Genomic DNA, 15,758 nt, shown 5'->3' on the forward strand with positions numbered 1-15,758 from the left:
CAAATCAGATTATTTCTCTAAGGTACTCCTCTAGTGAGTACTCACGGTGGCCGAACCCGAGATGAGAGGCCAATAAATCCGCTATCTCTTCCTCAGATTTCGAGCTGCCTGTGACGACTCGTTCCACGATATCTGAGATAGATATTTCATCTGAAACATGTGATACTTGGTATATGAAACGGTCTAATTGCACTGCCACCCCATCTTCGATTTCTGGATCTCGAGGAGCTGGGGAATTCTCAAAGGCCACCTCCAAACAATCAATTGCACCTTCTAATCGTAATGCACGTTCCTCTAGGCCAGCACAATCGATAAGATATTCTCGATAGAAATCGTGGCATTTGTAAGCTGGATTAATCGGATATTCACCGCTCAACCGCATGAGTTTCCCTTGCTCCGTAAGCTCATCAAGTTCTTGCCTGGTCACCAATTGTGCTAACCCAGTTCGTTCATAACAAAGATCCACAGTGATGACTGGGAATACACTAGTATTTCCCAGAATTTCCTGTTGATTCTCTGTCAATCCACGAACAAATTCTTGTTGAATATCGTTTTTAAAATCTATATAATTAGAGGGGGTGTTCTCTAACTCCTCCCGTAATGAGAAGGCTCTGGGCTCTTCACAAATTGCAGCGATAAGAAGTGGAACACCATTCGTTCGATCATGGAGTGCTATTAAATCTGACTCTTCGTAATCAAATCCGGCTTCTTCTACAAGAGCTCTTGTGGCTTCGTATCCCTGTTCTGGGGACGTTTCTACGGGCTCAAACGGCTGGCTATCTTCAGGATACGAAGCCCCGGGATTCGGCACTAAGTCTTGGTCAAATGGTTCTAATTGGATACAGTCTAACCGCTCTCCACCTTGAACTTCTGTCCTCGCTGTGACGAACCAAACGACCGAGTCGTCAAGATGGTACGCAATATCACGAAAAGTAGATTCAAGTGTTCGCTCGCTTTCCTGAATTCTGGCGTCATATTGATCAATAATGACCACAGCTGGACTCTCAGCACTCCCTCTTCGTTTCATCACATCAGCAACTAGCTGTACTGGATCAGGGAAATCCACCCCTGCTTCTGTCGCGCCTGATATCGCCCGTTGCAACCCATCAATAGCTAAGCCACTTGCTGGGTCAGGGACAACACTACTAACAATACTCAAAAGGTCTTCTACTGAATCTGAAGACGAGATATACTCTCTAAGTTGCGTAACCGTTGATTCAGGATACTTGTCAAACCATGCAGCAAGGAGACGTTGCAAGAATATCTGTTCATTTCGTGGATCTTTGACTGGGTAAAATAGCGTTGGATATCCATCTTCTTCACAAGTTTCTTCAAATTCTCTCGCAAGATCTGATTTTCCGATTCCTGACTGACCACAAATAAAGTGGACCCGAGTCTCAGATTGATCTCTCTTATTTTTTAGATATGTGAGTTCTTCGTGCCGGTTCACGAACGGCACATCCGGGTACATCTATTTGGGTGTGTTTACTCAACAGGTATATAAGAACTCTGTGTGACGATATGGTTGAGAACGGTTCGACGGTGTCTACAAATTCATGTCTGGTCAAGATCACAAACAGGAGCGCACGCAACTCCCAATCGAACGCAGCTTCCCCATCGAACGGGTAAACGAGATCGCCGCCAAGGAGGGTCGGGCGAAGATGCACTATCGCCCCATCTACACCATGCACAAGTGGTGGGCACGCCGTCTGGGCTGTGTCTTTCGAACGATCTGTCTCTATAGTCTCCTTGATAATCCTGAGTCTGTCGAGGTGTTCGAACCCGGCGAAGAGAAAACGACACTGGGTGACTTCGGGGAAGGGATCGACGTCGCTACACTCCTCGAAAAGGTTGACTTGGAGGATCCGGAATCGCTCTGGGAGCTCTACCCGAAAGACGTGCGTGTCGATGATAAGAAGATCCTTGACCCGTTCATGGGCGGTGGGACTTCACTTGTCGAGGCTTCACGTTTCGGCGTCGAGTCGGTCGGCTATGACCTCAACCCCGTCGCTTGGTTCGTCACGAAGAAGCAATTAGAGGCGGGCCAAACGGATGTCGAGGAACTCGAAGCAGCCTTCGAGCAGGTCGAGAATGATGTCGCCGATGAGATCACGCGTTACTACCGGACACCGTGTCCGAATGCGGAAACCCACGAGGACGAATCGCTCGACGATGAGGATCCCCTCGAGCTTGACGCCGACTTCGATTATGAGGTTCCGGAGGATCTACGCGGCGACCTCTCCGCGCACGATCACTATGCGGATGTGATGTACAACTTCTGGGTGAAGGAACTCGACTGCGTGGATTGTGGGGCGACGGTTCCGCTATTCGGTGATTACCGTGTTGCGAAAGGTCGCTACGAAAATGACGATAAGTACAATGTCCTTTGTCCCGAGTGCGAGTCGGTCGTGCTCGTCGATGATTGGCAGTCAGAATCGACCTGCTCGGAGTGTAGCCACGAGTGGACGCCAAAGGAAGGGACGGTTTCAGGATCGCAATACGCCTGCCCTGATTGTGGCGCACAGTACGGGATCACTGACGCGATACAAGAACAAGGTGGATTCGACCTACGGCTCTATGCGGTCGAGTATTACTGTCCAACGTGTGACGAGCGCGGCGAAGAACGTAGCGCAGTGAAGGGGTATAAAACAGCTGAAGCGTTCGATCAGGCACTCTACGAAGCGGCTGAACAAGAATGGGATCAGCGAGAGGATTTGGACGAGTATGTGCCCGATGAAAAGATTCCAGAGGGGCACATGACGTCGGAACGGAATCCGATTTTTGACCATGGGTATGGAAAGTGGGTAGATATGTTTAATACTCGCCAATTATTTTCAATATCTATGTTATTATCGCGCTTCGATGAATTTAATGACCAAAATATACGAGAGATGTTTTTATTGGCTTTGTCGAATAGTTTACCAACGCAGAATATGATGACTGGTTACGATTATTCCTATAACAAGATACAGCATCTTTTCAAATCAAATTCATTTGATCCACCTCAATCACCTTGCGAAGGCAATGTCTGGGGTGCAGAATATGGCAGAGGAACCTTCCGCTCAATTTGGGATATGATAACTGATGGAATTGAATATGCTTCTAACCCCACAGAGCGCTATGTTTCTGATGGAGAAACAATTGAGACGGAACCTTTCGCCCAACCGATTGGCGAGGACGCTACCGTCCACCAAGGCGATATGAGAAACATAGACGCAAAAGACGAGTATGACGCAGTGATCACTGACCCGCCTTACTACGACAATATTATCTATTCGGAGGTTTCGGACTACTTCTACGTCTGGCAAAAGATCCTGCTCGAAGACGAGTACGAGTGCTTCCAGTACGAGAAGACACCTCGGGCAGAGTCCATCGTCACCAACCCCTTCTACGACAAAACAGAGGAGGACTTCCAATCTGAACTCCACGAGGCCTTCACTGTCGTCCACCGGGCGCTCAAAGAGAACGGCGTCCTGACGTTCACCTACCACCATAGTGACTCCGACTCATGGGGTGAGCTTCTCAAAGCTCTCTGTGACGTGGGATTCGAGGTGACGGCAACCTATCCCATCTCGGCCGACGAGAACAAGTTCATCGGTGGGGACGCTGTCTCCTTCGACATCATTATCGTCGCTCGACCGGCGGGCAACCGTGAGCCGATTTCGTGGCGGCAACTCAGACAGCAAATCTACAAGACAGCTCGACGGACCCGCCAGCGACTGGAAGAAAGTCGCGACCTTGCACGTGGCGACATCGGCGTTGTTGAGATGGGCCGGTGTTTCCACGAATATTCGAAACATCACGGGAAAGTGCGACGCGACGGCGAAACGATGACTGCCAAGGAGGTTGTTGACGAGATCTATGGCATCATTCAGGACGCCAGCCAGGTGGGAATCGTGGATGTGTTTGTTGACCTCCTCGAAACCGATGATCCCGACGCCAGTGAGGTGAACAAGCTCTGCCGGAGCGCGAGTACGACCCCTGAAGAGCTGGAGGAAGCCCAGCTCTATGGGCTTGATAGCGGAGAATTCTGGATCGGAACGTGGGACGACGAACGCCGCCTAGCACACATCAAAGAGCGTGTGGAGGCCGGCGGGAAACTGTCGCCGCTCGACAAGGTGCAGTTCCTGCGGCACCGCTACGAACACGGACAAACGGTAAGCGAGTATGTCGACCAATGGGACGAAATTGACGACGTGCGCGAGCTTGCAGAACGCCTCGCGGACGCGACCGGCGACGATGTCTATCGCCGGGTCTTAGGCGACCGCGACCTGACGAGTTACTAACCATGGCTGAACCTGGACAACTGGCAGGGGTGTACAACCTCGTCGTTGCCGACGCGTACGATCTCTTCGACCACCGCGTCCCAGTATCGGAGTTCGAATCAATGCTCCAGGAGCGGGATGTCCCCAACGAAATCTGCGTGGTCGGACTTGCGGAGATCTTCGAGGACAACGAGGCAGTTCAGAGCCTCAGCCGCAAAATGAACGATGCCGCGGACGGATTGGAGAATCAAAGCCCCTTGCCGACAATTCAGTTTGCGGTCGAGGGCTCTTTCCAGCGCCGGTCACGGGATTTCGAACTACAAGCCGGGGAGGATCTGTACCGACTGAGTCGCGTGTTCGGTCCACAGATTGAGCGTCGAAACAGTGACTGGCTAACCGTACCGTTTTGAGGTTTCTCAGCCCTAAATAAGTTTGAGGCCCGATTTGACAGTTACCTCCGTTGGAAGGCCATCCGATCCTCGGACCACGAAGTAGAGATCAATCCACTCTTCATTTCGTTCACGACGAAACACCGGTACGCATGTCGTCGTGTCGGATTGATACTCACCGCAGCGCGTTCGGATCTGTTCGCGTGTCCACTCGCCATTCTGCTCCAAATCGGACTTCGTTTGGTAGGTCACTGACAACGTATCTGCGGCGGCATTGATCACGCGGAGCGAGAACTCGTTGACGTTGCTGAAGTCGAACGGGCCATCTGGATCGGTCAAGCGATTTAGCGCGGACGCATCGTGCTGATCGAGACAAAGAGCGTGTTCGGTGACCGCCCGATATACATCGAGGGCCGGATACATGTCAGCAAGTGCCTCATGTAAATAGTGCCGGACGCAGGCGTGGTATCCTTCGAGTGAGAAACGGTTGCTATCGGGCGAGACAACCTGTAGCTCTGCTCCAGTCTGTGCGACTGTACGTATCCGCGGTTCACCCAGCGGCGTCAGGAAACCCATTCTGGGCGTTTCCAGTAGGTATGCGTAGCTGAATAGCCGCGAGCGCGAGCTACCACTCTTTACCGGATCTTTGCCCTCTGCATAGTACTTCGAGTCGAGGACAGCTAGAGTCTCATCTCCCTTCTCGACGGCGTGATCCGGCTGGTGGAACACCTGTCCCTCGTTCTCGAAAGGCTGGAGAGTTGGCGATCGGACTGCCGAGACGTTTTCGGTTTGACCAAGGTAGTCATAGCCTTTGATTGCGTCCAACTCTTCCTCGAGGGCGACCTGCGAGTACTGCTCGAACAACGATTCCATATTCAGCACGTAGTCGACTACCAGCTCACGATTGCCCTCCATCGCTGGCGTTCCAAGCGAGGAAGCCACCACCGCCTTCGCGACCTCGATCGCCTGCTGGTAGTAGTGGCGTTGCTTCGGTAAGTCGTGAAGCGAGAAACGCCGGTACTCGGGTATACGTCGACGTCCGCTCGTCACGTCTAACCCCTCCAAGTGGCGCACCTCTTGATGCACCTGGGAAAAAACGTGGTAGTACGCCTGATGATCGTACTTGTCCTCGTACTGCCGGAAGAGCCGTAGCAGGTGCGTACCCGCGTAGTGTAGCAGCGAGTTGGCCGCGTTATCGTAGTTGACCTCTTTCAGTAGACAGTGCTGCTGGGCACGCCCCTCGGCCTGATTAACCAGCGACTGCTCGATATCGATTACTCCCCGGGGCTGTTCGAGGTCGGCCCGTCGCGTCTCCAGTTGCCGCACGTAGCCGTTACGGTGGATATCCTCCAGCCCGTTGAGATAGTTGATCGCCAATATCAGGAAGACATCCTCCAGATCAACGTCCTCGGTGCGGAACTCGTCGAGGGGAATCCCGTGATACTCGACCGACCGCTTTCGGCCATGGACCGCCAGCAGCATATCGAAGATGTAATCCCAGTCGATCTTCGGCTCGATTCGAAGCTTCGACCGAGGTGTGAGACTGACGATTCCCACATTGTCCCGCGCAGTCACGTGCATTACCGGACCGTCAACCCGCACTTTGACGACCCTGTACTCCTTGTCGCGGTCGTCGAGCGACTCCTGCGTCTTCACGAAGACGTTGTCGCTCTCCTGTTCGAAGGAGGCTCGACGCAGCTGGTCATCGATCGAGGGCGGACACCCCTCGATGCGGATTTCACCGCGCTCGGGTACACTGAATGTCCCGGGCTGGTAGGTGTACGATGCGTCTGGATCGGAGACGCTCATTGCTCGTATGAGCCCATCCGACGACGTTCGGCTTCGAGTTCCCGGCTGGCGAGGTCGGCCGCCGGCGCGAGGTCAAACATTTCGAAATCGTTGTCGAGTGCACGGTAGTGCTCCTCAATCTGCTCGATTTGCGGGAAAGCAGCCGAGTTCAGCAGCCGTGGGACGATGAACGTACGGAACGCTTGCCCGACCGCCTCCTCCGGGGCGTCCATGTACAGGTCCTCGTCCTGGAGAGCCTCGCGTAGGAAGATCGTCACGTCGCGGTAGTGCATCGGACCGAAACGCATGATTGGTCCACGAGACGCCTGCTCCGAACCATTGTTGATGCCATCGTAATCGGCCTCGAAGAGGGCGAGCAGATTGTCATTTTCAACGAGGGGGATGTCTCCAAGATTGTCTTCAAGCCATCCCTGGAACAGTGCTCGCCGGTCGTCGTCCTCGTATTCGTCGAGTTCTATCATCGCGAACCGACGGGTGATGGCGTTGTCCAACTCGTTGACCGTCCGGTCGGACATGTTCATCGTGCAGATGATACTCACGTCTTCATCCAGCTCGATTGTCTCGCCGTCATCAGTCTCGATAAGCGTCTGGTTGCGGTTTTCAATGGCAGTGTACAATGGACCGAAGATCTGCGAGATATCGGCCCGGGTGATTTCATCAAGAATGACTGCATACGGGATATTGAAATCCCGAGCGCGTTTGACGCCCTCCGAGACTGCGCCGAGTTCAGTTTCGTAATCGAGTGATTGGTATCCAGAAGAGCCGGTGAGATTCGGTCCAATGCCGCCGATTATGTCTTTCGCAGTCCACGACGGAGTGGCCGTATGTAGTGAGTATCCGACGGAGTGTTGCAGTGCGAGCTGTTTGGCAAATGTAGTCTTTCCAGTGCCAGTTGGACCGTATAGGACAACTGGCTTCCCGGTCTTTAGTGCAGTCTTCGCGTTACGTTCGACATCATCCGGGACGAGAACCGTCTCGGGCGTGTCGTCCCCTCGCGTGATGACAGTCCGCTTCAGATCCTGCGAAGCTTTTGATGACTCGAGAACCGCTCGCCGAATACGGCCAACGCCTTGATCTCCTTCGTGGAGAAGATCGAACTGTTGTTCTCGAATGAGGTACTCGATGACGTCTCCGCTTTGAGCTCTTTCAATCGCTTCGACAACACGGTCCTCGACTGCACGCAGAATATCGAGCTCGTCCTTCACGTCCTCTAAGGAATATCGATTCCCGGATTCCGAACTCATTGATAGTTGTTGTCTTCATTTGGAGGGTTGAAAAACGTGCCTGTCAATGGATGATTGTTTCATGAGTATCAGGCTCGTCACTTGAACGCCATTCAATTGGTTCAGTATTCTATCCGACCTCTATTATCTGAATCTTACATCTCTGTGTTATCTTGCCTAAATATCAGTCTGTCTCTCAGGAATACATGCCTACGCGTGCAATCCATGTAGCCACGTCACTCCCCGGTACCTTTATTATGGATCACGCAGGTCACTATGCAGAGTCCCAGACGGAAGCCGGGGCCGTTCGAAGGCTGTATGGGTTGCGATGTCAGAATGACGGACTAAACCGAGCCGAAAACGCCAAATCGAGCCCTACAGACTCTCTAACCGAAGAACGCGGACGGGAAGATCCCGTACGAACTACGAATGGGTTGGGGCGGATTCGAACCGCCGACTTCCTCCGTGTGAAGGAGGTATCATAACCGGACTAGATCACCAACCCGCACCCCGGTCTTTTCGAGGCGCGGACTTAAGAATTGCTTTCGGCGCTCAGTCCGTCCGCTCGTCTCGATACGCCGCGATGGTTTCTCGGGCCTCCGTGATCGCTTCTTTGGCTTCCCCTTCGGCAGTCGCCTGAAGCGTCTCGAGATCGTTCCGAACCGCCTGTACGCGACTTGGCTCCGGCTCCGATTCGCCTCCAATCATCTCGTCGAACCGCTCTCGAACCTCGTCGAGTTCCTCCTCGACGCCTTTCTTTGCCGTCTCACCGGCACGCTTGAGATAATACTGTGCATCTTCGAAGTGCTTGTTCATATCTGTCCTTACGAGAACAACGAATATAACCGTTGTGCCGGCACCGATCAGTAGGTCGGTGCAGATTCGGCCACGCCATCCCGGTGGTTGACCAGGCGACCGAGCGTAAACAGCAGGTCTGAGAGGCGATTGAGGTACGTTACCGCCTCGCTACGGACGGGTTGGGGATCCCCAGTCAGTGCCACGGTGCGTCGCTCGGCTCGCCGGCAGATGGTGCGGGCATGATGTAAGGCGCTCCCGGCCGATGACCCGCCGGGCAGGACGAACGACTCGAGCGGTGGCAGTTCGTCGTCGGCTGCATCGATTTCGGTTTCGAGTGCCGTTACGTGCTCGGCTTGGATCGTCGGATCATCGGCCGCAGCCTCGGGGTTTGCGAGTTCAGCCTGGAGGACGTGGAGGTGATTTTGCACGTCAGCGAGCGTCTCGTCGACGTCATCGTAGCCGGTCGGGCGGATGGTGCCAAGGGTCGCGTTGAGCTCGTCGACGGTTCCGTAGGCTTCGATGCGTGGATCGGCCTTCGAGACGCGCTCGCCGGTTTGCAAGTCGGTATCGCCGTCGTCGCCGCGGCCCGTATATAGTGACATGAGAGGAGCCACGAGTCCCGTCGTCATTAACGTCAGGGCGAAGATGGCCGCTGTCAAATCGTCGTGCAGATTAGGGGCCAAAGAGAGGGTCTGCCAGAGGCGGCCGAGCAATGGTGTCCGCGCTGTCGTAGATTCGCTCGTTCCGGCGGGGTCCCATACGGTCGTCGATTTCGGGACCAAGACGAAATGGCGTTGTCAGGACGGTAGCTTCAGCGTCGTGCACATCACGACAGACGACGAATCAGCACGATCGTCTTCGCCCAACCAGTCCCACCAAGGACGAAAATCTGTCCGGTTCAGCGCCCGCCACGGTACTGTCGAGACGACCCCCGAGCGGATCGCTGGGAGGCCGGAATTCTCAACCCTTTTATCCGACGACGGGCACGTCTTTGACATGACTGACAGCGAGCAGGACCAAGACGCAGAGACGACCGAAGGTGCCGAATCCGTCGGTGAGGCAAGCGAGGAGAGCAGCCAGACGGCGGCTGAACAGTCGGTCGCTGCGCTTCGAGAGGAACTGCTCGAGGACGTACAGGACGCGACTGCAGAACAATTGGCAGACGAGCTTGCGGCGTCTCGGCTTACGATCGAAACGCTCCGTGAAGAGAACGACGCGTTGACGGAAACGGTCGAAGAACAGGAGGCAGAGATCGAGGATCTCACCGCACGCCTCAAGCGCAAGCAGGCGGACTTCCAGAACTTCAAGAAGCGCATGGAGCGCAAACGCGAGGAGGAAACACAGCGGGCGACCGAGGATCTCGTCGATCGATTGCTCGACGTTCGTGATAACCTGCAGCGCGCACTCGGCCAAGACGACGCCGAAGCCCTTCGAGACGGCGTCAATTCGACGCTCAAGCAGTTCGAGACCGAACTCGATCGGGAAAACGTCGAACCGATCGAACCCGAACCCGGCGACGAAGTCGACCCCGAACACCACGAAGTGCTGGCCCGGATCGACACAGACTATCCCGAAGGGACGATCGCAGACGTCCATCGGCCCGGGTATCTGATGGCCGAGAAAGTCCTGCGGCCGGCCCAGGTGGCCGTCAGCGATGGGACGGATGACAGCGAGTCTACTGACGGCGGGGAGTAGATCGGCACTTCTGTATAAATTCCTCGACTGTGATTTTGCCGTCGTGATCAAAATCGCCAGACGAGAGTGGATCGAGTGGTGGTGGCGTCTCGGCGCGTCTAGTAATGTTTAACCGGCGCTAACCGGTAACTGTGGATAACATGGCGAGCAACAAGATCCTCGGTATCGACCTGGGGACGACGAACAGTGCGTTCGCAGTGATGGAGGGTGGCGACCCGGAGATCATCGTCAACAGCGAGGGCGATCGGACGACAGCCTCGGTCGTCGCGTTCGACGACGGTGAGCAACTGGTCGGTAAGCCGGCGAAAAACCAGGCCGTCAAGAATCCCGACGAGACCATCCAGTCCATCAAGCGCCACATGGGCGAGGAAGACTATACGGTCACGCTGGAGGGCGAAGAGTACACGCCCGAGCAGGTGTCGGCGATGATCCTCCAGAAGATCAAACGCGACGCCGAAGAGTACCTCGGTGAGGACGTCGAGAAGGCGGTCATCACGGTGCCGGCGTACTTCAACGATCGCCAACGCCAGGCGACGAAAGACGCCGGCGAGATCGCCGGCTTCGAGGTCGAGCGGATCATCAACGAGCCGACGGCGGCCTCGATGGCTTACGGCCTGGACGACGAATCCGACCAGACCGTCCTCGTCTACGACCTCGGTGGCGGGACCTTCGACGTCTCGATCCTCGATCTGGGCGGTGGCGTCTACGAGGTCGTCGCGACCAACGGTGACAACAACCTGGGTGGCGACGACTGGGACCAGGCGGTCATCGACTGGCTGGCCGAAGACTTCGAAGACGAACACGGGATCGATCTTCGTGAGGACCGCCAGGCCCTCCAGCGTCTCAAGGACGCCGCCGAAGAAGCCAAGATCGAGCTCTCCTCCCGGAAGGAGACCGAGATCAACCTGCCGTTTATCACGGCGACTGACGACGGGCCGGTCCACCTGGAGACGGACATCACCCGGGCGAAATTCGAGAGCCTCACGGCCGACCTCATCGAACGGACCGTCGAACCGACCGAGCAGGCGCTGGCCGACGCCGGCTACTCGAAATCGGACATCGACGAAGTGCTGCTCGTGGGCGGGTCGACCCGGATGCCCCAGGTCCAAGAGCAAGTCGAGGAACTCACTGGCAAGGAACCGAAGAAGAACGTCAACCCGGACGAGGCCGTCGCGCTGGGCGCGGCGATCCAGGGTGGCGTCCTCTCGGGTGACGTCGACGACATCGTGTTGCTCGACGTCACGCCGCTCTCGCTGGGTGTCGAGGTCAAGGGTGGCCTCTTCGAGCGACTCATCGAGAAGAACACGACGATCCCGACCGAGGAGTCGAAGATTTTCACCACGGCAGCGGCCAACCAGACGTCGGTCCAGATCCGCGTCTTCCAGGGCGAGCGTGAAATTGCCGAAGAGAACGAACTCCTGGGTGAGTTCATGCTCTCGGGCATCCCCCCGGCACCGGCTGGGACGCCCCAGATCGAAGTCACGTTCTCCATCGACGAGAACGGCATCGTCAACGTGAGTGCCGAAGACCAGGGCTCGGGCAACTCCGAGGAGATCACGATCGAAGGTGGCGTCGGTCTCTCAGACGAGGAGATCGAAGCGATGCAGGAAGAGGCCGAGGAACACGCCGAGGAAGACGAAAAGCGGCGTGAGCGAATCGAGGCCCGCAACGAAGCCGAGGCCGCGATCCGCCGGGCCGAGACGCTGCTGGAAGAAAACGAGGACGATATCGACGAGGACCTCCGTGAGGACATCGAGACCGAGATCGAGGCCGTCCAACAGACCCTCGAAGACGAGGACGCGACGAAAGACGACTACGAGAGCGCCACCGAACAATTGACCGAAGCGCTCCAGGAAATCGGCAAACAGATGTACCAGGAGCAGGCCGCTGAAGGCGCTGCTGGTGGCCCGGGCGGCGCGGCCGGCCCCGGTGGTATGGGCGGCATGGGTGGTGCCGCTGGCGGCCCCGCTGGTGCGGGCGGTCCCGCCGGCGCAGGTGCCGGTGACGACGAGGAGTACGTCGACGCCGACTTCGAAGAGGTCCAAGACGAAGACGACGAAGACGAGTAAACCGAGTGCGAGTCGTCTTCGTCTCGGGCTCGCGAATCTCCGACTTGCGGTGTCTCGGCGTCCGAGCATAGCGAGGACTTCGATAGGCGAAGACGCCTAACCCGAATCTGGCGACCTTTTGGCGGCTCGGAAGACGGCCGAACTGATACCGACTGCAGCGAGACTTCGATGGGAACGGGAAACAAAGTGATCCGTGAGCGAAGCGAGCGAGTCTTCCGGTGTCTCGATGTCCGAGCACAGCATGGACTTCGAGTTTGACCAAGCCCACGAAGACGAGTAACGCGTTCGCTTCGCCGAATGTGGCACAGCCGGCAATTTGTGACGTAATTTCTCGCCGTAGATAGAAACACCCAAACCGTTCCCCGACCATGCGTGAGACATGACGGAACTACCAGACATCGGACTCGGGACCTGGCAGAACGAGGATCCCGCCCAGTGTGCAGAGAGTGTCCGGACGGCCCTGGAAACGGGGTATCGGCACATCGACACGGCGGAGATCTACGGCAACGAGGAAGCCGTCGGTGAGGGGATCGCACAAGCTGCCGTCGACCGGGAAGAGATCTTCCTGGCGACGAAAGTCCACGCTTCCTCGACGAGTCTGAGCTACGACGGCGTCATCGAGACGGCACACAATAGCCTCGACCGGCTCGGCGTCGAGTACGTCGACCTGCTGTACGTCCACTGGCCGACCGGCGACTACGATCCCGCGGACACGCTGCCCGCCTACGACGAGCTGTACGACGAGGGTCTCATCCGGAACGTCGGCGTCTCCAACTTCGAGCCATTCAACGTCGAGACGGCCCTGGAAGTCCTCGATGTGCCACTGTTCGCGAACCAAGTCGAGATGCACCCACTGCTCCAGCAGGATGCGCTCCGCGCCCACGCCGACGAACACGATTACACGCTCGTCGCCTACTCCCCGCTGGCTCGGGGCGACGTCTTCGACGTGCCGGAAGTCGTCGAGGTGGCCGAGAAACACGACGTCAGTCCGGCCCAGGTCAGTCTCGCGTGGCTGCGCGAGAAGGGTGTGTCCACGATCCCGAAAGCCACCAGTGAGGGCCACATCCGCGACAATTTCGAGAGTCTCGCTCTCGAACTCGACGACGAAGACGTCGCGACGATCGACGGAATCGAGCGCGAGGATCGCCACCTCGACTTCGACGTGGCCCCCTGGAACGAGTAACCGCCGGTAACCCCCGTGCTTTTCTGACTGATTGCCGTACGTCTACTCGATGCGACGCGTCGGCTTCCTGATCAACCCGATCGCCGGCTTGGGTGGCCGTGTCGGGTTGAAAGGGACCGACGGGAAGGTCGCCGACGCCCGCGAACGCGGCGCCACACCTCGGGCACCGGATCGTGCCCGGCGAGCACTCGACGGACTGGCTGCTCACGAGGTGGACGTGATCACTGTCGGAGGGGTGATGGGGGCCGACGTGGCACGCAAAGCCGGCTTCGAGCCAGTCGTCGCCTCCCGCCCAGCAGCAGGCCCGTCGGCAGACATCAGCGCGACGTCAGTGGCGGATACACGCCGAGCCGTGGCAGCGTTTGTGGCTGCCGGGGTCGACGTGATCCTCTTTGTCGGTGGTGACGGCACGGCCGTCGACGTGGCCCAGACCCTCGCGGGGCTCGAAGCCGACGTGCCGATGCTCGGCGTTCCGGCTGGAGTGAAAGTCTACTCGGGAGTCTTCGCCGTCGATCCCGAGGCCGCCGGCGAGATTGCAGCGACCTTCCAGCGGGTCGAGCGAGCCGACCTGCAAGATCTCGACGAGGACGCTTTCCGAGACGGGGCTGTCGTCCCCGAACTGCAGACCACCGCGTTGACGCCGGTCGCGGAGTTGCGCCAGTCACCGAAAGAACGAGCCGGCGGGAGCGTCGAAACGCTTGCAGCGGGCGTCGCCCAGGAAGTCGACTCGGGGACCACGTACGTCTTCGGGCCTGGCAGCACCGTCGGGGAAATCGAACGACAGCTTGGAATCGACCCGTCACCACTCGGCGTCGATGTCTGGCGGGACGGCGAGGTACTCGTTGCCGATGGCGGCCAGTCGGCAATCCTCGATGCACTCGGGGATCGCAACGTCGTGATCGTCTCACCGATCGGCGGCCAGGGATTCGTCTTCGGACGAGGAAACCAACAGCTCTCGCCGGCTGTCCTTCGAGAGTGTGACGTCGAGATCGTTGCCTCGCGCCGGAAGCTGGACGGGCTGGGCGTGCTACGCGTCGACACGGGCGATCCGGACCTCGACGAGACGCTTCGTGGCTGGCAGCGCGTCCGCGTCGGGCGACGCGAACGTCGGTTTCTGCAGCTCGTCTGAGCGTGGCTCAGGCCTCCGTTCTCGGCCGGACCGAGCACGGTCGGAAACTGGGTTGACTCTTCGAGTCAGCAGGGGCGGTCCCTAATAGATCTTAGATCGTACTTTAGGACATCCGGATGCTACTCACAAACTTAAGGCCATAGGGATGCCTACACCGAGTATGGATACACGGAAAGTCCAGCAACTCGGTCCATCGACGCTGGCGATGACACTTCCGGCGGCCTGGACGAGCGACACCGACGTCCAGAAAGGTGACGAGCTGTCGCTTCGTGTCGGTGATAACGGAACCCTGACCGTGCTTCCGGATTCCGTTTCCTCGGGAGACTCAGAGGCCACGATTGCTGCCTCGTCGCTGGACGCTGATGCGGTCGAGCGGGCGATCGTCGCCCAGTACGTCCTCGGTCGCCGGGTCATCAACGTCGAGGCCGACGAGGGCGAGACGTTGGCCAGTTCCCACATCAACGCCGTCTACACCGCCGAGACACAGCTGATGGGCCTTGGCGTGATCGAGGAGACGCCCGAGCGCATCTCGATTCGCTGCTCGGTCGACCCGAGTGACTTCACGCTGGATACCCTGCTCGAACGCCTAGAGAGTACGGGCTCGACGATGCGAAACGAGGCCGTCAAAGCCCTCGCCCACGGGAATCCGGATCTTGCCCAGCGGGCGCTCAACCGGGAACGACAGGCCAACAAGATTTTCGTCCTCGTGTTGCGACTGATCTTTACCGCCTACCAGAATCCGAACTTTGCTCAGGCGATCGGCCTGGACGATAGCTTCCCGCTGATCGGGTACCGGTCGATCGCGAAGAATCTGGAACTGATCGCGGACAACGCTGAAGACATCGCAGATATCGCAATGGAAGCAGAAGGGCACAGTCTCAGCGTCGATGCCGACACCATGGAGCGGATTCGGGATCTCACCGAGCAGGTCGACGACCTGACTGAACTGGCCGTGCAGGCGGCGATCGATCGCGACCACACGACGGCTATCGACGTCCGCGAACAGTTTCGTGAGATCGATGCCCTCGAAGACGACTTGCTCGATGGCCTGGCCGAGATGAGCAACGAGGATCTACTCGCCGTTCGAGAAGTGCTCGTTGCCCTCCAAGAGACGGCCCAGTATGCCGTCCGGAACGCCGAAATTGCCACGAACCTCGCGTTGAAAGACCAGTCCGAGCACGTGACCGTCGAGTGAACG

At 57.4% G+C, this 15,758-nt stretch carries 12 protein-coding genes and 1 tRNA gene; 7 read left to right on the top strand and 6 right to left on the bottom strand.

Annotation, left to right across the window (positions count from 1 at the left end; translation table 11 throughout):
- Positions 1-4 precede the first annotated feature (4 nt).
- Entirely contained in the window at positions 5-1,450 is a 1,446-nt protein-coding gene (locus FR699_RS03325) for a hypothetical protein (RefSeq protein ID WP_158854015.1), read from the bottom strand.
- Positions 1,451-1,556: 106 nt separating this feature from the next.
- On the opposite strand from FR699_RS03325, the gene FR699_RS03330 reads away from it, so the two are divergent.
- Positions 1,557-4,286 carry a DUF1156 domain-containing protein gene (locus tag FR699_RS03330; protein ID WP_158854018.1) on the top strand — a complete coding sequence of 910 codons (2,730 nt, stop codon included), beginning with the start codon at positions 1,557-1,559 and terminating at the stop codon, positions 4,284-4,286.
- Positions 4,287-4,288: 2 nt separating this feature from the next.
- A complete protein-coding gene (locus FR699_RS03335) occupies positions 4,289-4,675 on the top strand; it encodes a hypothetical protein (protein WP_199268281.1) in 387 nt (128 codons plus the stop codon).
- Positions 4,676-4,687: 12 nt separating this feature from the next.
- Here the strand turns inward: FR699_RS03335 and FR699_RS03340 are convergent, their stop codons facing one another.
- From FR699_RS03340 to FR699_RS03360, 5 genes are all read right to left on the bottom strand, one after another.
- Positions 4,688-6,463: an McrC family protein gene (locus FR699_RS03340; RefSeq protein ID WP_158854021.1), complete on the bottom strand. Its 1,776-nt coding sequence runs from the start codon at positions 6,461-6,463 to the stop codon at positions 4,688-4,690.
- Positions 6,460-7,707 (bottom strand): AAA family ATPase, encoded by a 1,248-nt coding sequence (locus FR699_RS03345; RefSeq protein ID WP_158854024.1) that lies wholly within the window; start codon positions 7,705-7,707, stop codon positions 6,460-6,462. Before FR699_RS03345 ends, FR699_RS03340 begins: the two co-directional genes overlap by 4 nt.
- 409 nt (positions 7,708-8,116) lie before the next feature.
- Positions 8,117-8,191, bottom strand: a tRNA-Val gene (locus FR699_RS03350).
- A gap of 47 nt (positions 8,192-8,238) precedes the next feature.
- Positions 8,239-8,502, bottom strand: coding sequence for a hypothetical protein (locus tag FR699_RS03355; protein WP_154551808.1), 264 nt, complete (start codon positions 8,500-8,502; stop codon positions 8,239-8,241).
- Positions 8,503-8,549: 47 nt separating this feature from the next.
- Complete coding sequence (locus FR699_RS03360) at positions 8,550-9,086, bottom strand: cob(I)yrinic acid a,c-diamide adenosyltransferase (protein WP_154551807.1); 537 nt, start codon at positions 9,084-9,086, stop codon at positions 8,550-8,552.
- Positions 9,087-9,480: 394 nt separating this feature from the next.
- On the opposite strand from FR699_RS03360, the gene grpE reads away from it, so the two are divergent.
- From grpE to FR699_RS03385, 5 genes are all read left to right on the top strand, one after another.
- Positions 9,481-10,179, top strand: a complete 699-nt coding sequence (gene grpE / locus FR699_RS03365) for a nucleotide exchange factor GrpE (RefSeq protein WP_158854027.1) — start codon at positions 9,481-9,483, stop codon at positions 10,177-10,179.
- Between the two features lie 140 nt (positions 10,180-10,319).
- Positions 10,320-12,248 carry a molecular chaperone DnaK gene (dnaK, locus tag FR699_RS03370; RefSeq protein WP_158854029.1) on the top strand — a complete coding sequence of 643 codons (1,929 nt, stop codon included), beginning with the start codon at positions 10,320-10,322 and terminating at the stop codon, positions 12,246-12,248.
- A 379-nt stretch (positions 12,249-12,627) separates the two neighbouring features.
- Positions 12,628-13,431, top strand: coding sequence for an aldo/keto reductase (locus FR699_RS03375; protein WP_158854032.1), 804 nt, complete (start codon positions 12,628-12,630; stop codon positions 13,429-13,431).
- Between the two features lie 49 nt (positions 13,432-13,480).
- Entirely contained in the window at positions 13,481-14,560 is a 1,080-nt protein-coding gene (locus FR699_RS03380; RefSeq protein ID WP_154551803.1) for an ATP-NAD kinase family protein, read from the top strand.
- 160 nt (positions 14,561-14,720) lie between these two features.
- Positions 14,721-15,755, top strand: coding sequence for a phosphate uptake regulator PhoU (locus FR699_RS03385; RefSeq protein ID WP_158854035.1), 1,035 nt, complete (start codon positions 14,721-14,723; stop codon positions 15,753-15,755).
- Positions 15,756-15,758 lie beyond the last annotated feature (3 nt).

It is taken from the genome of Halorhabdus sp. CUG00001 (genome assembly GCF_009797925.1).
Taxonomy (GTDB): Archaea; Halobacteriota; Halobacteria; order Halobacteriales; family Haloarculaceae; genus Halorhabdus.